General features: G+C 46.3%; 22 protein-coding genes. 3 read left to right on the forward strand and 19 right to left on the reverse strand.

Annotation, left to right across the window (positions count from 1 at the left end):
- Positions 1–78: IS3 family transposase (locus tag AZ602_RS09180; RefSeq protein ID WP_146025225.1), on the forward strand; the 78-nt coding region annotated here is incomplete at its 5' end.
- 123 nt (positions 79–201) lie between these two features.
- On the opposite strand, the gene AZ602_RS09185 is transcribed toward AZ602_RS09180, so the two are convergent.
- The 3 genes from AZ602_RS09185 to AZ602_RS09195 form a co-directional block, all read right to left on the reverse strand.
- Positions 202–453, reverse strand: a complete 252-nt coding sequence (locus AZ602_RS09185) for a GlsB/YeaQ/YmgE family stress response membrane protein (RefSeq protein ID WP_103034641.1) — start codon at positions 451–453, stop codon at positions 202–204.
- Between the two features lie 202 nt (positions 454–655).
- Entirely contained in the window at positions 656–1,753 is a 1,098-nt protein-coding gene (gene ribBA, locus AZ602_RS09190; protein ID WP_103034642.1) for a bifunctional 3,4-dihydroxy-2-butanone-4-phosphate synthase/GTP cyclohydrolase II, read from the reverse strand.
- An 83-nt stretch (positions 1,754–1,836) separates the two neighbouring features.
- Positions 1,837–3,084: a replication-associated recombination protein A gene (locus AZ602_RS09195; RefSeq protein WP_103034643.1), complete on the reverse strand. Its 1,248-nt coding sequence runs from the start codon at positions 3,082–3,084 to the stop codon at positions 1,837–1,839.
- Between the two features lie 95 nt (positions 3,085–3,179).
- Between AZ602_RS09195 and AZ602_RS09200 the strand changes: the two genes are divergently transcribed.
- A complete protein-coding gene (locus tag AZ602_RS09200) occupies positions 3,180–3,653 on the forward strand; it encodes a type IV secretion protein Rhs (protein WP_199174114.1) in 474 nt (157 codons plus the stop codon).
- 5 nt (positions 3,654–3,658) lie between these two features.
- On the opposite strand, the gene AZ602_RS09205 is transcribed toward AZ602_RS09200, so the two are convergent.
- The 16 genes from AZ602_RS09205 to AZ602_RS09275 form a co-directional block, all read right to left on the reverse strand.
- Entirely contained in the window at positions 3,659–4,189 is a 531-nt protein-coding gene (locus tag AZ602_RS09205) for a cytochrome b/b6 domain-containing protein (RefSeq protein ID WP_103034644.1), read from the reverse strand.
- 23 nt (positions 4,190–4,212) lie between these two features.
- Complete coding sequence (locus tag AZ602_RS09210; RefSeq protein ID WP_199174115.1) at positions 4,213–4,392, reverse strand: PepSY domain-containing protein; 180 nt, start codon at positions 4,390–4,392, stop codon at positions 4,213–4,215.
- Complete coding sequence (locus AZ602_RS10335; RefSeq protein ID WP_255409096.1) at positions 4,364–4,486, reverse strand: hypothetical protein; 123 nt, start codon at positions 4,484–4,486, stop codon at positions 4,364–4,366. Before AZ602_RS10335 ends, AZ602_RS09210 begins: the two co-directional genes overlap by 29 nt.
- 375 nt (positions 4,487–4,861) lie before the next feature.
- Complete coding sequence (locus AZ602_RS09215; RefSeq protein ID WP_199174116.1) at positions 4,862–6,211, reverse strand: deoxyguanosinetriphosphate triphosphohydrolase; 1,350 nt, start codon at positions 6,209–6,211, stop codon at positions 4,862–4,864.
- Positions 6,212–6,239: 28 nt separating this feature from the next.
- Positions 6,240–6,845 (reverse strand): class I SAM-dependent methyltransferase, encoded by a 606-nt coding sequence (locus tag AZ602_RS09220; protein ID WP_103034645.1) that lies wholly within the window; start codon positions 6,843–6,845, stop codon positions 6,240–6,242.
- 82 nt (positions 6,846–6,927) lie between these two features.
- Positions 6,928–7,740, reverse strand: coding sequence for a glycosyltransferase family 2 protein (locus AZ602_RS09225; protein ID WP_103034646.1), 813 nt, complete (start codon positions 7,738–7,740; stop codon positions 6,928–6,930).
- Between the two features lie 196 nt (positions 7,741–7,936).
- Positions 7,937–9,103: a 2-methylaconitate cis-trans isomerase PrpF gene (prpF, locus tag AZ602_RS09230; RefSeq protein ID WP_103034647.1), complete on the reverse strand. Its 1,167-nt coding sequence runs from the start codon at positions 9,101–9,103 to the stop codon at positions 7,937–7,939.
- 107 nt (positions 9,104–9,210) lie between these two features.
- Positions 9,211–9,672 carry a hypothetical protein gene (locus AZ602_RS09235; protein WP_103034648.1) on the reverse strand — a complete coding sequence of 154 codons (462 nt, stop codon included), beginning with the start codon at positions 9,670–9,672 and terminating at the stop codon, positions 9,211–9,213.
- A gap of 81 nt (positions 9,673–9,753) precedes the next feature.
- Positions 9,754–12,351, reverse strand: a complete 2,598-nt coding sequence (acnD, locus tag AZ602_RS09240) for a Fe/S-dependent 2-methylisocitrate dehydratase AcnD (protein ID WP_103034649.1) — start codon at positions 12,349–12,351, stop codon at positions 9,754–9,756.
- Positions 12,352–12,464: 113 nt separating this feature from the next.
- Positions 12,465–13,004, reverse strand: a complete 540-nt coding sequence (locus AZ602_RS09245) for an alpha-ketoglutarate-dependent dioxygenase AlkB (RefSeq protein ID WP_103034650.1) — start codon at positions 13,002–13,004, stop codon at positions 12,465–12,467.
- A gap of 142 nt (positions 13,005–13,146) precedes the next feature.
- Positions 13,147–14,298, reverse strand: a complete 1,152-nt coding sequence (gene prpC, locus AZ602_RS09250; RefSeq protein ID WP_078318401.1) for a 2-methylcitrate synthase — start codon at positions 14,296–14,298, stop codon at positions 13,147–13,149.
- A gap of 69 nt (positions 14,299–14,367) precedes the next feature.
- Positions 14,368–15,141, reverse strand: coding sequence for a sulfite exporter TauE/SafE family protein (locus AZ602_RS09255; protein WP_103034651.1), 774 nt, complete (start codon positions 15,139–15,141; stop codon positions 14,368–14,370).
- A gap of 15 nt (positions 15,142–15,156) precedes the next feature.
- Positions 15,157–16,047: a methylisocitrate lyase gene (gene prpB / locus AZ602_RS09260; protein ID WP_103034652.1), complete on the reverse strand. Its 891-nt coding sequence runs from the start codon at positions 16,045–16,047 to the stop codon at positions 15,157–15,159.
- A gap of 259 nt (positions 16,048–16,306) precedes the next feature.
- Positions 16,307–17,254: a LysR family transcriptional regulator gene (locus AZ602_RS09265; RefSeq protein ID WP_103034653.1), complete on the reverse strand. Its 948-nt coding sequence runs from the start codon at positions 17,252–17,254 to the stop codon at positions 16,307–16,309.
- Between the two features lie 210 nt (positions 17,255–17,464).
- Complete coding sequence (locus AZ602_RS09270; protein WP_103034654.1) at positions 17,465–17,764, reverse strand: DUF2218 domain-containing protein; 300 nt, start codon at positions 17,762–17,764, stop codon at positions 17,465–17,467.
- 105 nt (positions 17,765–17,869) lie between these two features.
- Positions 17,870–19,099 (reverse strand): anhydro-N-acetylmuramic acid kinase, encoded by a 1,230-nt coding sequence (locus AZ602_RS09275; RefSeq protein WP_103034655.1) that lies wholly within the window; start codon positions 19,097–19,099, stop codon positions 17,870–17,872.
- 162 nt (positions 19,100–19,261) lie between these two features.
- Between AZ602_RS09275 and tyrS the strand changes: the two genes are divergently transcribed.
- Positions 19,262–20,470: a tyrosine--tRNA ligase gene (tyrS, locus tag AZ602_RS09280; RefSeq protein ID WP_103034656.1), complete on the forward strand. Its 1,209-nt coding sequence runs from the start codon at positions 19,262–19,264 to the stop codon at positions 20,468–20,470.
- Positions 20,471–20,934 lie beyond the last annotated feature (464 nt).

Below are 20,934 nucleotides of genomic sequence, written 5' to 3' on the forward strand. Positions count from 1 at the left end.
AATCATGATAGAATAAAAGTAAAATTAAAAGGACTGAGTCCTGTACAATACAGAACTCAGTCCTTTATTAAACCTTAACCGTTAATCTTAAACTGGTGTCTAAGAATTGGGGGTCGGTTCATTGGTACGGGGTTTGTTTTTAGAATCAATGATTCATCATTTATTAGGGACTTTAGATATCAGATAATTGACATCCAAGGATTATAGACGACGACGCTTACCAGTCAATAGCTCATAAATGAACAAAATGATGATGGCACCGATCACCGAGAACACCAGATAGCCAAAGCCCTGATTGGCACTCATGCCAAACAAGCCAGCGATGAACGAACCGACATAAGCGCCAGCGATACCCAAAACGATGGTTAGGATCCAGCCCATGCTGTCAGCACCTGGCTTGATGGCGCGAGCAAGCAGACCGACAACAAAACCAACAATCAATGTCCAAATCATAATTATTACTCCTAATTTACTTTATAAGCAAGTCAAATAACCATGCGTCATTTGATCCAAACTTATGCCTTAAGTGTATTGTAGCTAAGATAATTGGCCTTTTGGGTTGTAGCTGTGTAAGTGTGGTATGGGTTCGGTTGTAGTGGCTTAACAACCTTACAGAACTGTAAAAAAACAGCCGTGCTGGCTGTTTTATTTTATCTCATTTATCCACCGTCTCAACGATGTTCAAATCAAAGCCAGATAAGGTATTGAACTTAATTGGACTTGACAGCAGGCGCATATTGGTTACGCCTAGGTGCTTTAGAATCTGTGCACCGACACCGATGGTCTGATAGGGCGCACGGTGGTTTTGACTGCTAGGATTGGTGGTAGTCTTTAATGCATCGAATGCATCTGCCACGCCCATCTCATCACCATGACCAATCCACACCAGCACGCCATGCTCGCTGTCAGCAATCTCAGCAAGGGCGTTTTGGATAGTCCAGTGACTACCTGTGGTATGGATGCCGAACAAATCTTTCATCGGATTAAAGCTGTGCACACGCACAGTGCTGATGCCGCCTGCTGTTGGCGTGCCTTTGACAAATGCCAAATGCACATCATCTGAACCAAACTCACTAAAGCGATAAGCGGTAAATTCGCCATACTCAGTGGTAATCGGGAAATGCTCAACTTCGCTCACTGTCTGCTCAGTTGCCATGCGATACTGAATCAAATCAGCGATGGTGCCGATTTTTAGCCCATGTTCTTTGGCGAAGATTTCTAAGTCATCACGGCGTGCCATCTCGCCATCTGGCTTGATAATCTCAACAATCACCGATGCTGGCTCAAGTCCTGCTAGGCGCGCCAAATCACAGCCTGCTTCGGTGTGTCCGGCACGGTGCAAGACACCGCCTTTTCTTGCCATGATGGGGAAAATATGCCCTGGCTGTACGATGTCGGTTGGCTTGGCATTGGGGGCGACAGCTGCACGCACGGTGGTGGCACGGTCTGATGCTGAGATGCCTGTGGTGACGCCTTCGGCAGCTTCGATGGATAGGGTGAAATTGGTGCTGAATTTGGCACCATTTTTATCACTCATCAATGGCAGATCAAGCTGCTGACAACGCGCTTCAGTCAGTGTCAAGCACACAAGCCCACGCGCATGAGTAATCATAAAATTGATCGCTTCAGGGGTGATGTGGCTTGCCGCCATGATCAAATCGCCTTCATTTTCGCGGTCTTCGTCATCCATGAGAATGACCATTTTGCCTTGTTTGATGTCTTCGATGATCTCGGTGATGCTGTTCATTGTCATAATAATTACCTGTTGTGATTATCGTGTTTATATCGGGGTGATTGAGTTATTATAAAGGATTGTCAGTGGATTTTGGGAAATTTTCATGTACTGCCTTGTTTTAGCCAATTGATAAAAGCATAGCTGGCTTGTTCTTTTTGATTATCACCAAACTGATAAAAGCGAGTGCCGAGCAGAGCATCTGGCAGGTATTGCTGTGGGTGGTAGTGATTGGGATAGTCGTGTGGATAGATGTAGCCGACACCATAGCCGTCCGCTTGCATGAGCTTGGTGACACCGTTACGCAGATGTAGTGGCACGGGCGATTGGTCGGTTTCGGCAAGCTTCATGGCGGCATTGATGGCGTTGTAGCTTGTGTTGGATTTGGGGCTATTGGCAAGATAGACCACCGCTTGACCAAGAATAATCCGAGCTTCTGGCATACCGATTGACTGTACCGAACGCAAAGCAGTATCGGCGATCAATAGGGCGTTTGGGTTGGCAAGTCCGATATCTTCGCTGGCGGCGATGACTAGGCGACGCGCGATAAAGGCGGCATCTTCGCCTGCTGTGAGCATCCGAGCCATCCAGTACAAGGCAGCATCGGCATCACTACCACGGATGGATTTGATCATCGCTGATACTAGATCATAATGATTATCGCCCGATTTGTCATAGCGTACCAAGGATTGACCTGCCACCGCCGTGACGCTGTCATTATCAACAATCACAGGCTCACTGCCGGCTGCGACGAGCTCTAGTAGGTTCAGCGCTCGCCGTCCATCGCCTTGGGATAGGTCAATCAGTGCTGTTAAATCATTGATAATAATTTGTTTTTGTTTAAGTATGGCGTCTTTTTGGATGGCGCGCTTAATCAGTGCGGTGATTTCATGCGGCTCAAGCGGATGTAGCTTATACACCTGACAGCGGGAGAGTAGTGCATTATTGACGCTGAATGATGGGTTTTCGGTGGTTGCACCAATAAAGGTAATTTCGCCAGTTTCGACCGCTTGCAGTAGTGCATCTTGTTGGGCTTTATTAAAGCGATGAATCTCATCGACGAACACCACAGGCGGCTCATGAAACAGTCCATCGTCATGACTGAGTACTTCTCGTAGCTCTTTGACACCGCTACTGACCGCAGATAAGGGGCGAAAGGGGCGATTCACCGCATGGGCGAGCAGCATGGCAATGGTGGTCTTGCCGATGCCTGCTGAGCCGTGCAAGATGATTGATGGCAAGAACCCTTGGCGGATGATGTTGGTCAAAGGGGCATTCTCCCCCAAAAGGTGCGTCTGTCCGATGACATCGGCAAGTGTGGTGGGACGCATTCGTTCGGCTAAGGGTTTCATCGATGGTTGGTTTTGGTTGTGGTTTGTGGTATTTTAGCACATTTGACAGTCTTTATTCATCCGCACATCAGCCATATCAGTGTTTAGCAATTCATATGTTTAGTAATCCTTTTACTTTTCGTCCGCAGAGCAGAGCTTTGAGCGATGGCGAAAAACAGCTTGCCAAAAGCGTGTTTGGTGATGCCATCGACCTTGAGAGCATTCAGCTTAAGACCGCATGGTGGGTGCTGTCAGGCTATGCGGTGTCACCAGATGGTAATATTTATTTTCACCCTGATGACTGGATGATAGATGTTTCATGTGAAACCTTGGCCAAGCGTGCGTGGTTCATCCATGAGCTGACCCATGTGTGGCAGGCGCAGCAGGGTAAGGCGGTGTTTTGGCGGGCACTTTTGAACCGTCGATATCGCTATACACTGCGTGATGGTAAAAGCTTTTTTGCTTATGGCATCGAACAGCAGGCGCGCATGGTTGAGGAGTATTATATCCGCCGTGAGACAAATCAAGACTGCACGGCGTGGCAGGCGTGTGTACCGTTTGTGGGGGATGGTCAGCAGACGATGGTTTGATGCCATCAGTGATCATGATGCACTGTCTTCTTACCAGTAATCATCGCCTTGACAAGGTTTTGTTTTTGGGTAAAACCCATGCCGATGGCAGATAACACGTGCACTAGAATCAGCACATACAGGCTGTTGGCAAGTAGCTCATGCAGCTGTTGTAACCATTCTTCGCCCCAATAAGCATCCATGCCCATCATATAGCCAGTCACACCAAGACCGATGATGACGCCCCATAGGGCAAACATCATCAATGCACCAAATGGGTTGTGCCCTAGATGTTTTTTACCGTTGCCACTGATGGATGTTAGGTGGTTTTTGATGCGGTTTGGTGTTGGGAAAAAGTCGCTAAAGCGTGCGTATTTTGTCCCAATAAAACCCCAAATCAAGCGAGAAACAACAATCGCTGCCACCGCATAGCCGACATATTCATGCCATGTGCTACCTTCTTCGGTCAGCTCAAATAAGTTAATTAAGACGCCGACAGCGACCGTCCAGTGAGTTAGTCTCACCCACAAATCCCAGACTTTGACGGTGGTGTTCATGATGATTCTCCTAGAGTTGTCGATTATTCGATTTCGCTTTTGACGATTTTGCCAGTTTTCATATCAAAGTACATTTCGACTTTTTTGCCTTTTGGGCTTTTGCCGTATAGTTCATAGCAATTGCCACTGACTTTGAAGTTTTTGACCATAAAGCCTTTGTTGATCAATGCTTGTTCAAAGGTTTTTTTGTGCAATACGCTCATTTTGTGGGTAGCTTTGGCAAGTTGCATCAGCAAAGGCAGAGGTGCTGGCGACGATAGCGGTCAAGGCTAGGGTAATGGTTTTGATGGCTTTCATAAAAAGTTTCCTTGTAAAAAGAGTCAGTAGTTTGAAAAACCCACCGTGCTTGGTGGATGTGTGCAGTATAACCGCCAAAGCTTAAGCGAAGCTGAAGAAATTGAAATATTTTTAAAAATAAATTTATTTTTATCTAAATGATAATGATTCTAGCAGTGATAAATATTCCCATGCTAAGAGCAGCTATCGGATGAGAATGGGTTGTGATAAAAAGTGTTGTTTTTTGAATGGGGGGGGTGAATCGTTATGAGTTTAAGATTACCACAGCAGGCGTGATTGGGGTACAAGCACAGTTTTGATGGCTCAATCAATAAAAAAGCTGTTTTGGGTGCAAAACAGCTTTTTTATTTGGGCGGGTTTTGGATTTACGAATACCTAAATCATCCCAACCCCTGAGATGTCACGAGCCAGTCTGGCAGCGGTGTTATCCGTCAGACTACAGATAAAATCCAGTACGCTCATATAGTCATCATACAGCGTGTGAGCGGCTGATTGATCAAAGCTAAGCAAATTAAGCGCCAGCTCATGCTTGGTGCTAAGATAACTGCCTTGATGCTTGGCATGGATGGCAGGAATCAGCAGATCCAATATCGCACCCAGACAGCCAAAGGCGGCAATCTCAGTGACAAGCTTGCTGTCGTGGCGAAAAATTTTGGCGGCGGCGAGTTTTTTGGCATTTTTGAGCGTGGTTTGGATGGCGTCATCACAGACGGCAAGCAGATCTTTGTGCATAAATGCACCTGTGAGCAGCTCATCATGATGTGACATAAAGGCAGTTGCCACCCCTTCGACCGCACGACCGATGGCAGAGCCACGCATCGCACCACAGCGCTGGTCGGGGTGTTTGATGGTGGCAAGCTTATCGATGTTAATCAGTGGCTTTAGAATCTGGCTAAATTCATCTAGGCCAATCAAGCCAAGTTCGACCGCATCCTCTAGATCAAGCAGGGCATAGCAGATGTCGTCAGCAGCTTCCATCAGATACGACAGTGGATGTCTTGCCCAGCGATTGCCATCGAGTGTTGGCAATTCAAGGGCATCGGCGATGTGATGAAACAGGGGCAGTTCGCTTTGGTAGATATTAAACTTCTGCCCTTTGCCACTTGGATGACGGCTACCCCAAGGGTATTTGATCAGCGCACCGACACTAGCGGCAGTCAGACGCATACCGCCTTGGTTTTTGTACATCTCAAGGCTAAGCACCGTGCGTAGGCTATGAGCATTGCCTTCATAAGTACAGATATCTGCCCGTTCGTCAGCCGTTAGACCATCCAAAAAATGTGCGTGCTTGGGATTGCCAAACCATTCTCGAATCGCTGCTTCACCAGTATGCCCAAATGGCGGATTGCCAAGGTCATGGGCAAGGCACGCCACCTGCACCACGGTGCCGATATTGCTTGGTGTGTAGCCATCAGGTAGATAGCCTGCTTGCAGCAAAGCGTTGCCAACATGATTGCCGATACTACGCCCGACACTGGCGACTTCGACACTGTGTGTCAGGCGGTTGTGCGTGTGGTCGGATTTGGCAAAGGGATGTACTTGAGTTTTGCGACCCAGTCTGCGAAAAGCTCGGCTAAACACCACGCGATCATAGTCGATATGAAAATTGGTACGGCTACTATCATCCGTATCTTGGGGGATGGCCAGTGATATCTGACCATCGTGATGATATCGAAATCGCTTGGTGGACAGCCTGTGTTGCCAGTGCAGTTGGGCAGTGTTCATAGAGTCCCTTTGGTGAATGGATGGCAGTTTATTCCTTGATTGCCATGGTGATGGTGTAGGTTTTGCCTTGTTTGATTTTATCACTATTGCCGAATACTTCGGTGAATGAGCGTTTCATAAAATCTCTGAGCCCATTGATGGTCACGACATAAAATCTAGCGCCATCTGCCATCGCATTGTAAGCATCTAGTAAGTACAGATAGTGCTGCTCTTTACTGGCTTTGGCAGGCAGATTACTCATCACAAGACTGAATTGACGAGTTTTATCGACATGATAAAAGCCGTTTGAGAGCATGACTTCAGCGTTGGTCAGACCGTTTTTTTGGCAGTTTAATTTGGCATATTCGACAGCAACAAAGTCTTTGTCGATGAGTAGGTGCTGACCGTTTGGACATTCACGAGCGGCGGTCATGCCAAGCACGCCATAGCCGCAGCCCAAATCGATGGAATTATCATCTTGTTTAAAATCAATATAATCAAGCAGCATCAGACTGCCTTCATCCAACTTTTCGGGGCTAAAAATCCCCCAAGTGCTGGTAAATTCAAACGGCTTGCCAAGCACTTCTTGGCGAAAGTGGATGTCGTTGCGCCAGTGTTTGGATTTGGCAAGTAGTTCAGGGTCGATTTGGTGCATGATAAACTCTTTTTTTGATGGGAAAATTAGCCAATGGGCACTGCATCAAATTGTAACACACAAACGCAGTGGCGCAAATCTATCATTTACCATATTCCAAAATCAGCGGACGACGACCGATGGCATCTTCATTAATGATGGGGCGGATGGCGGCTAATTGTGCCTTGATACGCTCGGTGGTGGTGCGCGCATAGGCGGCAGAGTCTGGTGTGATGCGTGGGTCATGTTTGCCAAATAAATATGCATCAAGCAGTCGCTCGGCGTGCATCCCATCACGGCAATAATGCAGGACGCCTTTGTGCGTATCATCAAACAGCGTACCGACCGCCGTCATCTCAGCTAAGGCAATGCCAAGCGCCCCATCTTCACCGCCAAGCGTGCGAAATAGCTCATCTTGGGGAAAGCCACCACACGCCAAAAATACACTTCGGCGAAAAATCATATTGCCGCCGACGGTCATCTGCAAAATATCCCACACTTTTGCCAATTCAGGATGCTCGGCATAACGAGCCGCCAAATCCACAGGACGCAGGGCAAGGCGTAGCAGGCTTAGGTTTGGCATAAAATAAAACACACTTGGCACGACATCAAGTGCACTCGGCTCATAGGCATCATCGGCATCCAAAAACGCCACCAAATCAGCAGTGCTTGATAATGCACCATAGTTGCGAGCTTTGGCGACACCGCCATTGATTGGCATGGATAAGCTGATGAGTTTCTTGGGAAATTCTTGGCATAATTTGGTGATGATGGTAGGCGTGTCATCGCTTGAGCCATCATCGACCAAGATGATATGACGACAGGCAGTTTGGCTAAGGACACTGTGCACAGCACGATCTAGCGTGGCGGCGGCATTATAGCAGGGGATGATGACATCGAGCGTGGGTAAATTCATGAACAGCTACCGTGTGGGAGATGGCTTATTATATGCTGAGTGGTCGGATAAATGCCAGAGTTTTGGCTTATGCGCGGCGTGGGCAAAGCACCATCCCATGTGTTATTAGCTTGGCTCGATACATAAATCACCGACAATCAATGCACAATAAAAAGCGCCAGAGCCAACGCTGCTGACGCCAAATGTATCGCTGATATTAAAAACTATCGGCAGGCACCCACACTTCACCAGTCATAAGCCTACGAGCCGAACGGCTCATCGACACTTTACGGGCAAGCCATTTACCATCAGTGAGTTCTGACTGACCGCCAACTAAAAGCGTCCCTGATGGGTGTCCAAACCGCACCTCACGCATCGCCTGTCCGCCTGCTGCTTCATTGACGAGTGTCCCCACAATCGTGGCTGCTGTACCAATCGCAACTGAAGCTGTCCCCATCATCGCATGATGCAGCTGCCCCATACTCATAGCACGAGCGAGCAAATTGATGTCACTTGCCTTGACGGTCTTACCACTTGATGCCACATAATCGGTAGGAGATGCAACCCACGCAATTTTTGGCGTATGTTGGCGAGTTTCGGCATCACTGATGTCGGCAATTAAGCCCATTTTGACCGCACCGTAGGCACGGATTTTTTCCAATTTTGCTAAAATTTCGCTATTTGAGTTGATGTCTTTTTGTAATTCCGTACCTGTAAAGCCTAAGTCTTTGGCACGCAAAAAGACCGTTGGAATACCTGCGTTAATCAAGGTGACATCAAATGTACCCACATCAGGCACATCTAAAGTATCGACTAAATTACCTGTCGGGAACATATCGCCATCACTATCCACAGGGTCAATAAATTCAATCTTGACCTCGGCTGCAGGGAAGGTTACGCCATCAAGCTCAAAATCGCCAGTTTCTTGTACTTGACCACCCGCTATCGGCACATGGGCGATGATGGTTTTGCCAATATTTTGTTGCCAAATTTTGACTTCACAAATGCCATTGGTAGGAATTTTATCCGCTGATACCAAGCCATTCATGATGGCAAAACTGCCAACCGCTGCGGTAAGATTGCCACAGTTTCCTGACCAGTCAATCATCGCTTTGTCAATGGCAACTTGCCCAAATAGATAATTGACATCATGACCTGCCACGTCCGATTTGGATAAAATCACCACTTTTGATGTGCTAGATGAACCGTTACCCAAGCCGTCAATTTGCTTGCCATACGGGTCTGGACTACCCACCACACGCAATAAAAAGTTATCACGAGCAGAGCCTGCCACTTGGCAACGCTCAGGTAAGTCGGTTAAGTTAAAAAATGTACCTTTTGAAGTACCGCCACGCATATAAGTGGCTTTGACTGATGTTTGCATGATTACTCCTTGTGTTTTTTTGATGGGTATTGCTTTTATGCATGGGAACTTCATAGGACAAGAGTTTGAGATTTTTTGCCTAGTTTGTTTGTCAACTGTTCTATGAATTAAAAAGTTACATTATAACCAAATCGCTTAGCGCCATCTTCGGCACTACCATAATAGTTGTGACAGGCTTGTAGATAGTATTGAGCACTGTTATATAGCATACCGGGTACAAATTCAGGATTTAATGGAATAACATCCACTTCGCCTTCTAACCCAATAGATGGCTTGCTCTTTGAGCAGGTAACATAGGTTTTATGTGGTTTTTTATTCCATGTAATTTTGCGAGAATTAAACTCCCTGCTACCGCCCAAAATTGTTAGTTCTAGCATTACTTGATTAGGGCTTTTTTGCAAAATTTTAAATTGCTTCACTTTTCCAATACTGCACGGATTATGGTAGCAACCTTCTAGAGTTTTGCCAACTTGAACACCAGTGTGGTTAAATTTAGCATTTGCGGTGTTTATGAGAAATGGCACGCTGAATAGGGTAAGAATACTGCCCAACTTAAGGAAATTAATCATGATTTTCTCCTGTATAATTGGTGGGTATGTATTTTCCCACCAATTATAATTTCTTTGTTAGAAAGTTAAATATTTTCCAACTTACCCATTCGCCAAAAACTCTTTTGCAAACTGCTGAAGTACACCACCTGCATTATAGGTTTTGACTTCTGCATCGCTATCCAAACGGCAAGTAACAGGTACTTCAACCATTTCACCATTGGCACGTTCAACCACAAGAATCACATCACCACGCGGTGTTAAATTGCCAATCACGCTATAAGTTTCTGTACCATCAAGTTTCAGCGTTTTACGATTGACCCCATCTTTAAATTGAAGTGGTAACACACCCATACCAATTAAGTTAGTACGGTGAATACGCTCAAACCCTTCTGCCACAATCGCTTCAACCCCTGCCAAACGCACGCCTTTGGCTGCCCAGTCACGGCTTGAACCTTGACCATAATCTGCCCCTGCGACAATAATCAGCGGTTGTTTACGGTTCATATAAGTTTCAATCGCTTCCCACATCCGCATCACTTTGCCATCAGGTTCAACACGAGCAAGCGAACCTTGTTTTACCGAACCATCATCATTTAACACCATTTCATTAAATAATTTAGGGTTGGCAAGGGTTGCGCGTTGAGCGGTTAAATGGTCGCCACGGTGCGTTGCATAACTGTTGAAATCTTCTTCAGGTACGCCCATTTTTTCCAAATATTCCCCAGCTGCCGAATTACGCACAATCGCATTAGATGGTGATAAATGGTCAGTGGTGATATTATCAGGCAAAATGGCAAGCGGACGCATATGCGTTAGCGTGCGTGGAGCAGCCAAAGCACCTTCCCAATATGGTGGACGGCGGATATAAGTGGACATTTCACGCCAGTTGTACAATGGGCTTTCTGCTTGTTCAACCTGACCTAAATCAAACATTGGGATATACACTTGCTTAAATTGTTCAGGTTTCACAGAAGACTGTACCAAGGCATCAATTTCTTCATCAGAAGGCCAAATATCTTTTAGATAAATTGCACGACCATCTTGTGCATACCCTAACGCATCATTTTCAATATCAAAACGAATCGTGCCTGCAATCGCATAGGCAACCACAAGTGGCGGACTGGCTAAGAATGCTTGTTTTGCATAGGGGTGAATACGTCCGTCAAAGTTACGGTTACCAGAAAGTACCGCCGTTGCATATAAATCACGGTCAATAATTTCTTGTTGAATTTTCGGCGTTAGGGCACCAGACATACCGTTACAGGTCGTACACGCATACGCCACGATACCAAAGCCCAATTTTTCTAAATCACCCAATACGCCTGCTTCTTCTAGATATAATGCCGCTGCTTTTGACCCAGGGGCAAACGATGATTTCACCCAAGGTTTACGAGTCAGACCAAGCTCATTGGCTTTACGAGCAAGCAAGCCAGCTGCGACAGTATTGCGTGGGTTTGATGTATTGGTACAAGACGTAATCGCTGCGATAATGACCGCACCATCAGGCATTAAGCCACTTTCATCAAGTGGGGCACGTTGTTCAGCCGCTACCGCAATGCCCTTTTCTTTTAAATCACTGGTAGAGACACGTGCGTGTGGATTGCTAGGGCCTGCGATATTGCGTGTTACGGTTGATAAATCAAAACGCAATACTCTTGGATATTCGGCTTTGACCATATCACTTGCCCAAAGACCAGTTGTTTTTGCATATTGCTCAACCAATTTAACTTGTTCAGGCTCACGACCAGTTAAAGTCAAATAATCAATGGTATTTTGGTCAATGTAGAACATGGCAGCGGTTGCCCCATATTCAGGTGTCATATTGGAGATGGTCGCACGGTCGCCAACAGACATACTGTCCGCACCTTCACCAAAAAATTCCAAATACGCACCGACGACACGCTCTTTACGCAAAAATTCAGTTAAAGCAAGGACGATATCCGTTGCAGTAATGCCTGCTTGCGGCTTCCCGACCAATTCTACACCAATGATGTCAGGCAAACGCATCATTGACGGATGTCCAAGCATGACTGTTTCTGCTTCTAATCCGCCCACACCCACAGAAATGACCCCTAATGCGTCGGTATGTGGTGTATGGCTATCTGTACCGACACAGGTATCAGGAAAAGCCACGCCATCACGATTTTGAATCACAGGCGACATTTTTTCCAAATTGATTTGGTGCATAATGCCGTTACCTGCTGGAATGACATCGACATTTTTAAATGCGGTTTTTGTCCAGTCAATAAAATGGAAACGGTCATCATTTCGTCGGTCTTCAACAGCACGGTTTTTGGCAAATGCGTCAGGGTCAAAACCGCCATATTCTACGGCTAATGAGTGGTCAACGATGAGCTGAGTTGGTACCACAGGATTGACTTTGGCAGGGTCACCCCCTTGCTCGGCGATGGCATCACGCAAACCTGCTAAATCGACCAATGCCGTTTGCCCTAAAATGTCATGGCACACCACACGAGCAGGGTACCAAGGGAAATCCAGTGTCTGCTCACGGTTGATGAGCTGACCTAGATAATCAGCCAACTTTTCAGGTTCGGCACGGCGAACAAGCTGTTCTGCCAAGACCTTGGAAGTATAAGGCAAGCCATCATAACTGCCTGCTTTGACATCTTCAACGGCTTGACGAGCATCATAAAAATCAATGTTTTCGGTTAGGGGTTTGCGGTATTGGCTAGTCATTTTGGCTATACTCCTGTTGGTTATTCAAAAATTACTCATCTATTTCAATATGACCATTTAGATTTATTTTATATTTACCATTAAATTCAATAAGTTATGATGATAAATATAAACTAAACTTCTATATTATTATTAAGTTTTCTAAAGGTTAAACTAATACGTGGCGTTGTGCTATCATCTTTTAAAATAGCGTGTAGCCATGTATCTTGTACTGTGTCATCCATATATAGAAGACTACCATTGGTTAAAAGATAGCGTGTTTCAATCGTCCGATTATCTTTTCTTTGATAAACAATTTCACGCTCTGCCCCCAAACTAATAATAGCTACACCTGTATGGGGTTGCATTTGGCTAGTATCATCTGAATGAAATCCCATACGGTCTTGACCATCTTTGTAATAATTGATTAAGCAATTATTAGGTGTAAAATGGCAGTATTGTTGAATTTTTTCTAGAATGGGTAATGACCAATCAGGCATGGCAGTTTTTGGATAAAATAGATTAGAATACTGATAAGCCACCCCAAAACTTGCTGTTTTGCGTGCTGATAATCGAGTATCCCAAGGCGTATTTTTGTTAATCACATCAAATAAGTGTTGTGTATCGCCAATTAAATTTGGAATAAACAAAACGGCTGGATTTGTAGTGTTCATTGATTGTTCCTTTGATGGTGTTGGCTAGTCATTTTACCCATTTCAAAAAAAATTGGCTAATAAAAATAAAACAATCCAAAAAGCCACCCAAAACACTTGGGCTTTAGGTGGCTTTTGTCTATGGCGTCAGGTTAATCAGCGATTAACGCTCATCCATCGGTACAAATGCCAAATCATCTGGGCCGGTGTAATTGGCTGATGGGCGGATGATTTTGCCGTCTTGGCGTTGTTCGATGATGTGTGCTGACCAGCCTGTGGTACGAGCAATCACAAACAGCGGAGTGAACATCGCTGTCGGTACGCCCAATTTTTGGTATGACACGGCTGAGAACCAGTCTAGGTTCGGGAACATTTTTTTCTCGTTCCACATCAGGGTCTCTAGGCGTTCAGCGACATCAAACAGTAGCATATCGCCACTTTCTTGTGACAGCTCACGAGCCACTTCTTTGATGACCACATTGCGTGGGTCGCTGACGGTGTAGACAGGATGACCAAAGCCAATCACGATCTCTTTGCGGCCGATACGCTCACGGATGTCTGCTTCAGCTTCGTCAGCACTGCGATAGCGTTTTTGGATGTCATAAGCGACTTCGTTAGCGCCGCCGTGTTTCGGGCCTTTTAGTGCACCGATCGCACCAGAGATGGCAGAGTAGATGTCCGAGCCTGTACCTGCGATGACACGCGCGGTAAAGGTCGATGCGTTGAACTCATGCTCAGCATATAGGATAAGCGAGATGTGCATCGCTTTGATTTGTGCTTCGGTTGGGCGTTTGCCATGCAGTAGGTGCAAGAAGTGACCGCCGATGCTGTCTTCATCGCTCTCTAGGTCGATGGTTTTGCCGTTTTGGGTGTATTGGAACCAGTACAGCAGGATTGAGCCTAGACAAGCGATCAAGCGGTCAGCGATGTCACGAGCTTCTGATGCTGGCTGAGATTCACGCTCAGGCAGGGTACAGCCCAGTGCTGAGACGCCCGTACGCATCACATCCATTGGGTGCGTGTGGGCAGGTAGGTTCTCTAGAACATGGCGGACACGCATCGGTAGGTTGCGGTAGGCTTTGAGTTTTTTCTTGTAGGCAGCCAGTTCAAATTGGTTTGGCAAATGACCATGAATCAGCAAGTGAGCCACTTCTTCGAACTCACAATGCTTGGCAAGATCAAGAATGTCATAACCACGATAGGATAGATCGTTACCCGAGCGGCCGACAGTGCATAGGGCAGTGTTGCCAGCAGCGACGCCAGATAGGGCAACGCTCTTTTTTGGTTTTGGGGTGGTTGGGGTGGTGTCTGCCATGTCATATCTCCTTATTGATGGCGATTCGCTTGCTAATGGCTTAGCTTGCTAGGTTAATTCCAATTTAGGTTAAATTCCAAATTTAATGATACCTGTATGTCCGATTTTCAGTGCAAGTATCAATAATATCAAATAAATCATCAGCTTAAACACCGTACCGCTGATATATGCTCGAAGCCAAATGCCACCAAATAGCCCCAGCATCGAGACGATGGTCAATAGCCCAAGTAAGGTGTATTGACGCTGATCAAATGCCGCATATTGCCCCCACAGCATCACCACCTGTACTACTTTGCCAAGCAGATAGCATAGGTTGCTGGCTTTGGCGATGGTGGTTTTGTCGTCGGTTTTGCTAAATAGATAAATCAGCAAAATCGGCGACATGGCGTTGGTTGCGCCACCGACCACCCCTGCAGCTAGCCCAAATAGGCTCATGCTAAGCTTACCCGTTGGGACGGTGAGCGGTTTGGCTTTGTTCATGAGCGTCAATAGCCCATGTGCGACATAATACATAGTCACCACAGCCATCATCAGATACAGATACGCCACAGGCAAAATCAGTAGTAGTTTGACACCGATGATGCCACCGATGACGCTTGTGATGGCAAGCAGTTTGTATTGGTGCAAATAGTCTATCAGCTCACGCCAGATGCTTTGTTTGTTGTTTGAGCACAGCACCAATAAGCTCATCAATAGGCTAGGTATGGCGACGATGGCGACAGCTTGTGATAGGGGCAGGCTAAAGGATAATGCACTTGTCCCTATCATCGGAAAGCCCATGCCTGTGATGCCATGCAGAATGCCTGCGATGGCAAAGATAATCAGTTGGATGGTATCTAACACAGGCGGGCGTGCCGATTATTTTTTACTGGCAAATAGGGCGTCCAGTTTCTGCTCATAGCTGTGATAATTGAGAAAATCATACAGCTCCATACGCGTTTGCATGGTATCGACAGCGGAAGTTTGTACGCCTTCATCTTTGAGCACTTGATAGACATTGAGTGCTGCTTTGTTCATCGCACGAAAAGCCGATAGTGGATACAGCACCATGTCCACACCCACCGCATATAGCTCATCAGTGGTGTATAGGTCGGTTTGACCAAATTCTGTCATGTTTGCAAGCACAGGAATGTCTAGCACATCAGTGAATTTGCGATACATTGAGATATCGGTCAAAGCTTCGGCAAAGATCATGTCAGCACCTGCTTCTTGGAAAGCCACAGCGCGCTCAACGGCAGCATCCAAGCCTTCGACAGATAGGGCATCGGTACGAGCCATCACTACAAAGTCAGGATCAACTTTGGCATCAAGTGCTGCTTTTAGGCGATCGACCATCTCAGCAGTTGAGACGATTTCTTTGTTTGGGCGATGACCACAGCGTTTTTGGGCGACTTGGTCTTCGATGTGCACGGCAGCGACGCCGGCTTTTTCCATTTGTTTGATGGTTTGGGCGATATTGAATGCGCCACCCCAACCAGTGTCAATGTCCACCAGTAGCGGGGTATCGACAGCATTGGTAATGCGAGTGGCATCGGTGAGTACATCGTTTAGGCTGGTCATACCAAGGTCAGGCAGACCGAATGAAGCGTTGGCGACACCGCCGCCAGATAGATAGATGGCCTTGTGGCCGACTTGGGTTGCCATCATGGCAGTGTAGGCATTAATCGTACCGACAATTTGCAGTGGCTTGTTGTTGGCTTTTTCGCTAGCGATGGCGTCGCGGAAACGGCGACCGGCTGACTGGCTCATATCATGTCCCTTATGAATTTGGCTGTAGATAATGAATTAATTAGTGGGTAAATCCCTTGGATTAACTATACCTGAAATTTCATTCTCTGTCAGCACAGCGGTTTTATAAATGCGAAAACAATGGCTTTTAATTCAAAATATTATGCAAATTATGCATACCAATTTAGAAAATTCACATAAACTGCCCATGCGATATTTACAAAATGTATAGTAGGATCGATTTTTGATTACAAAAAACATACAATTATACGCCCAAGCTTCAGTGATCCTCAGTAAAAGGCACTGGCGCTTGGATATGATGCCGTTCATAGACGCTTAATATCGCACCATGCAGGGCGGCTAAATGTGGGATGGGATTATGCGCCAGTGTGTTGATGTACATCGGGGAGGTGAACTCATGCGCCAATGACAGATAGCAAATCTGCTCAGTACGCACGGTTTTTAGGCTATCAGGGACGATGGTAAAGCCTTCGCTGGCAGCGACCATCGCCAAGGCCACTTGGATGTCACGCACGCGGATGTGATTTTTGGGTTGGGTTTGGGTTTGTTCAAACAGTTGCAGCAGTGGATCGCTTTCGGTCAGGCTGGCATGCGGATTCGGGGTTTTGTGGTACAAAATCAATGTGTCATTTGCCAAGTCAGACAGCGAGATGGCCTCGTGCTTTTGTGCCAAAGGATGCCATTTGGGTACTGCCAAGACAAATGGCTCATGACGCAAAAAGGTTTGATGAATCAAAGGATCATGACAGACGAAACGGCCAAAACCCACATCGATCTCGCCAGATTTCAGGGCAGTGACTTGCTGCTCAAAACTCATCTCGATGACCTTGATATCAAAATCAGGATGCTTACCATCGATGTCTTGGCGCAGCTGCGAGATGACTTCGGGCAGCAGACCATATAGCACCGAGACCACAGAGCCGATGATCAGACGATTTTGGCGACCATCACCGAATCGGCGTGTCAAAGCCATCGCCTGCTCAAGCTCATGCAGAGGCTGCTTGATATGGCGATAAAGAAATTCACCGGCATCGGTCAGCGCCATTGGGCGATGATGGCGCTCGAACAGCTCCACTTGTAGATTTTCTTCAAGTTGCTGAATTTGACGGCTTAAAGAAGGTTGTGATAATCCCAAAACTTTAGCGGACTGACTGACACTGCCTGTGCCTGCTAGGTGTATGAAGTAGCCAAGTTGTCGAAATTCCATAACCCCTCCCAAAAGCTGTTAGCTTGTTACATTTTTAATGAGTGATGATACCATTAATTGAGCAAATTGCCAATCCTTTAACAAGTCGCCTAAGGCCACCTGCTTAGATCAATCTAAGACGGGTGATGGCGTTTGGAGGCATCAGCTTAGGGCGGTTTTAGGACTGATACTGTGCTTGGTTTGGGTGTTTTGACTCGTGATGGATCTTGATCAATTTTGCCATTGTGCATCAAAGTCAACACCTGCCATGCGATTGATGTGGCTGAGGATGACTTGCTGCAATTTGAGCTGCTGTTCATGGGCGCTATCAGCATCCTCATCGGCGATGACAAGCGTGGCTTTTAAGGTATTCTCATCGGATGCCAAAGTGGCGGTGGCTGTCGGCGAAAATTCAAACACAGTGCCTTGAGGCTGTTCGCTGACGGTCATTTTGTGACGCCAATGGTTGGCCAAGCGTTTGATGATGCGCGCGGCGTCTTCGGTGCTAAGTTGAAGGGTGCTGACTGACATAATTGTTGTCCTATTTAAAATGTAAGCTTTGATATTCAAAGCGCCCAAACGACTGTCTGGGCATTATTTAAATAGGAATGATTATTATTTATTCAAGGGCTATGCTCAAAAACACACCTGACCCAGCACCACCGCCTTATCCGCACCAGTCACGGCAGGGACATTGCCCGTGCGGCCTAGGATGTTTTGGCGAGCCAACCAAGCAAAGGCCATGCCTTCGATGAGTGCTGGGTGCACGCCATACTGCTGACTATTGATGACGTCGAGTGTTGATAAGTGCGTTTGTAGGCGAGTCATCAGATGGGTGTTCATTGCACCACCACCGCAGACGATGAGTGTACCTGAGCTGATGAAGCGTGCGATATCACAACTGGCGCTGACGGCAGTCAGTTCAGCGAGTGTGGCTTGGACATCGGCAGGACTGTAGCGTAGCTCTGGATGATCGTGATTGAGTTTGGCGAGCATCTCATCGAGCCACGCCAAGTGAAATTCTTCACGGCCTGTGCTTTTTGGGGGAAGTTTTTCAAAAAACGGATGGCTAAGCAGTAGCGTCAGCAGTGGCTCAATCACCACGCCTGAGCGCGCCATCTCACCATCTTTATCATAGCTTGCCCCTGTGTGGCGAGCCACCCATGCATCCATGAGCAGATTGGCAACCCCAGTATCAAAGCCCATCGGCGTACCTGTACCGTCATGGTCAAGCACGGTGATATTGGCGATACCGCCGAGATTGAGCACGGCTTTGACGCTGCTATCTGTGCCAAACATCGCCTGATGAAAAGCAGGCACCAGCGGTGCACCTTGACCGCCCACCGCCATATCACGACGACGAAAATCACTCACCACAGCGATGCCTGTGCGTTCGGCAAGCACATTAGGATCAAGTAATTGTAGGCTAAACGACCACTTTGGACGATGGCGAACCGTCTGACCATGACAGCCGATGGCACTGACCTTGTCGCTATCGATATTGGCTTTGGCAAGTAGCTCTAGCACCACTTGTGCGGCAAAATTGGCATAATACACACTTGCCCAGCCATAGACATCCAGCTCACTTTCAAAACCCAGCTGATTATCCTTAATATAATCCACCACCCCATTTGGTGCAGTCAAAGCAAGTAGGGCATCACGCAAATCTGTATCAAAAGGCAGGCTATGGCTTGCAATGACCACTGGCGCAGCATCATCAAAAAACTCGCACAGCACCGCATCCATGCCATCAAGACTCGTACCACTCATCATGCCAATAAAATACGGTGCTTCATCCAATAAATTGGCACCGCTATCATCAAATAAGTGGGTCATCTGCTCAAAAAAATCATCAGAGTGCGTCATTGGTTTATCCAAATTTAGCTAAAAATTTCGCCGCTTAGCATAGCAAATTTTTGGGTGAAGCGGTATGAATTTTTGATTTGGTGGCAATGTAGGGATGACTTTTTGTGCAATTTTGCTATAATCAAGGCAATTTTTATTAATCGACAATCAATAGGCGTGATTATGAGTAATTTTTTGAGCCCAGAAGAACAATTATCCTTGATTAAGCGTGGCGTTGAAGCCATTTATTCTGAAGAAGATCTATTGGCAAAACTCAAAGAAAATCGCCCGCTACGCATCAAGCTTGGTATGGATCCGACTGCACCAGATTTGCACTTTGGACATACCGTGGTGCTCAATAAGCTGCGTCATTTTCAGGATTTGGGTCATGAAGTACTGTTTTTGATTGGTGATTATACCGCGCGCATCGGCGATCCGACCGGTAAGAATAACACCCGCCCACCACTGTCTGAAGAGCAAGTCCAACAAAACGCCAAGACCTATGCTGAGCAGGTGTTCAAGATTTTGGATAAAGATAAGACCAAGATTGTCTTTAACTCAGAATGGTTCGGCAAAATGTCAGCAGGCGATATGATCGCCTTGGCAAGTCAGGTGACGGTGTCTCGTATGCTTGAGCGAGATGATTTTAGTAAGCGTTATGCGACACAGACGCCGATTGCGATTCACGAATTTTTGTATCCATTGGTGCAAGGTTATGACTCAGTGGCGCTACAGGCTGATGTGGAGCTTGGCGGTACCGATCAAACCTTTAATATCTTGATGGGTCGCACGCTACAAGGCCGCTACAACCAAGAAGCCCAAGTGTGCATCACCATGCCGATTCTAGAAGGCTTGGACGGTGTCCAAAAAATGAGTAAATCGCTGGGCAACTATATCGGTATCGACGATGCGGCAGGCGTGATGTTCCAAAAAATTCTATCCATGCCAGATACGCTGATTCCCCGCTATTTTGAGCTATTAAGCTTTAAGCCGATGGATGAAGTCAATGCACTGCTTGATGAGATGGCAAATGGTCGCAACCCCCAAGAGATCAAACGCACCCTAGCACTTGAGCTGATTGAGCGTTTCCACGGTCGTGAAGCTGCCGAAAACGCCCACAAATCAGCCGGCAACCGCCTAGCTGATGGCGAGCTGCCAGTTGATTTACCAGAAGTGACCTTAGCCCTTGGCGAACAAGACAGGCTATTTATCACCCAAGTGCTAAACGGTGCCAATCTTGCCAAAAACAGTGCACAAGCTAAAGATATGCTGTCTCGTGGTGCGGTCAAGGTTGATGGTCAAGTGGTCGATGCCAGCTTTGCACTGTCTGCAGGGCAAACGGTGGTGATCCAAGCGGGTAAAAAGGCATATGCCAAAGTGACTGTTGCTTAAAGTGCGACACAAGCTTGCAATGAGCAGCTAGATAAGCACTGATAAAGCAAACGAAAAAGCCAAGATTGCACGCTTGGCTTTTTTCAATAATAAAATAACAATAAAATCATATACTTAAAAACTTTCTGTCAATTTTACCAACTTTTTTTAAATTACTGCTTGACTCCCCACCAAAACAGCGTATAATACGCCATCACTGACAGCGACACAGCGATGAACAACAAGATCATCAAACAGTCAAAGTCAAAACGAATTGAAAAAAATTCAAAAAAAGCTTGACATAAAAAACCAATCGGTTATAATAGAGAGCTCAAGTCATCCACTAGACGATAGTATGACTAACACTATTTAAAATCAAAACTAAAGAACAACTTGTGTGGATTTTTGCGAATACAAGATAATCTTAAAAAAATTATCATTTATATTCAGCAAGAATACTCAAAGTTAATTCATTTACACGATGA

This window comes from Moraxella sp. RCAD0137, assembly GCF_002894025.1.
In the GTDB taxonomy this organism is placed as follows: Bacteria; Pseudomonadota; Gammaproteobacteria; order Pseudomonadales; family Moraxellaceae; genus Moraxella; species Moraxella porci.

Bases quoted from the DNA above. Each gene is read 5' to 3' on its own strand.
- AZ602_RS09185 (WP_103034641.1), bottom strand. From the start codon at position 453: ATGATTTGGACATTGATTGTTGGTTTTGTTGTCGGTCTGCTTGCTCGC.
- ribBA (WP_103034642.1), bottom strand. From the start codon at position 1,753: ATGACAATGAACAGCATCACCGAGATCATCGAAGACATCAAACAAGGC.
- AZ602_RS09195 (WP_103034643.1), bottom strand. From the start codon at position 3,084: ATGAAACCCTTAGCCGAACGAATGCGTCCCACCACACTTGCCGATGTC.
- AZ602_RS09200 (WP_199174114.1), top strand. From the start codon at position 3,180: ATGTTTAGTAATCCTTTTACTTTTCGTCCGCAGAGCAGAGCTTTGAGC.
- AZ602_RS09205 (WP_103034644.1), bottom strand. From the start codon at position 4,189: ATGAACACCACCGTCAAAGTCTGGGATTTGTGGGTGAGACTAACTCAC.
- AZ602_RS09210 (WP_199174115.1), bottom strand. From the start codon at position 4,392: ATGAGCGTATTGCACAAAAAAACCTTTGAACAAGCATTGATCAACAAA.
- AZ602_RS10335 (WP_255409096.1), bottom strand. From the start codon at position 4,486: ATGAAAGCCATCAAAACCATTACCCTAGCCTTGACCGCTATCGTCGCC.
- AZ602_RS09215 (WP_199174116.1), bottom strand. From the start codon at position 6,211: ATGAACACTGCCCAACTGCACTGGCAACACAGGCTGTCCACCAAGCGA.
- AZ602_RS09220 (WP_103034645.1), bottom strand. From the start codon at position 6,845: ATGCACCAAATCGACCCTGAACTACTTGCCAAATCCAAACACTGGCGC.
- AZ602_RS09225 (WP_103034646.1), bottom strand. From the start codon at position 7,740: ATGAATTTACCCACGCTCGATGTCATCATCCCCTGCTATAATGCCGCC.
- prpF (WP_103034647.1), bottom strand. From the start codon at position 9,103: ATGCAAACATCAGTCAAAGCCACTTATATGCGTGGCGGTACTTCAAAA.
- AZ602_RS09235 (WP_103034648.1), bottom strand. From the start codon at position 9,672: ATGATTAATTTCCTTAAGTTGGGCAGTATTCTTACCCTATTCAGCGTG.
- acnD (WP_103034649.1), bottom strand. From the start codon at position 12,351: ATGACTAGCCAATACCGCAAACCCCTAACCGAAAACATTGATTTTTAT.
- AZ602_RS09245 (WP_103034650.1), bottom strand. From the start codon at position 13,004: ATGAACACTACAAATCCAGCCGTTTTGTTTATTCCAAATTTAATTGGC.
- prpC (WP_078318401.1), bottom strand. From the start codon at position 14,298: ATGGCAGACACCACCCCAACCACCCCAAAACCAAAAAAGAGCGTTGCC.
- prpB (WP_103034652.1), bottom strand. From the start codon at position 16,047: ATGAGCCAGTCAGCCGGTCGCCGTTTCCGCGACGCCATCGCTAGCGAA.
- AZ602_RS09265 (WP_103034653.1), bottom strand. From the start codon at position 17,254: ATGGAATTTCGACAACTTGGCTACTTCATACACCTAGCAGGCACAGGC.
- AZ602_RS09270 (WP_103034654.1), bottom strand. From the start codon at position 17,764: ATGTCAGTCAGCACCCTTCAACTTAGCACCGAAGACGCCGCGCGCATC.
- AZ602_RS09275 (WP_103034655.1), bottom strand. From the start codon at position 19,099: ATGACGCACTCTGATGATTTTTTTGAGCAGATGACCCACTTATTTGAT.
- tyrS (WP_103034656.1), top strand. From the start codon at position 19,262: ATGAGTAATTTTTTGAGCCCAGAAGAACAATTATCCTTGATTAAGCGT.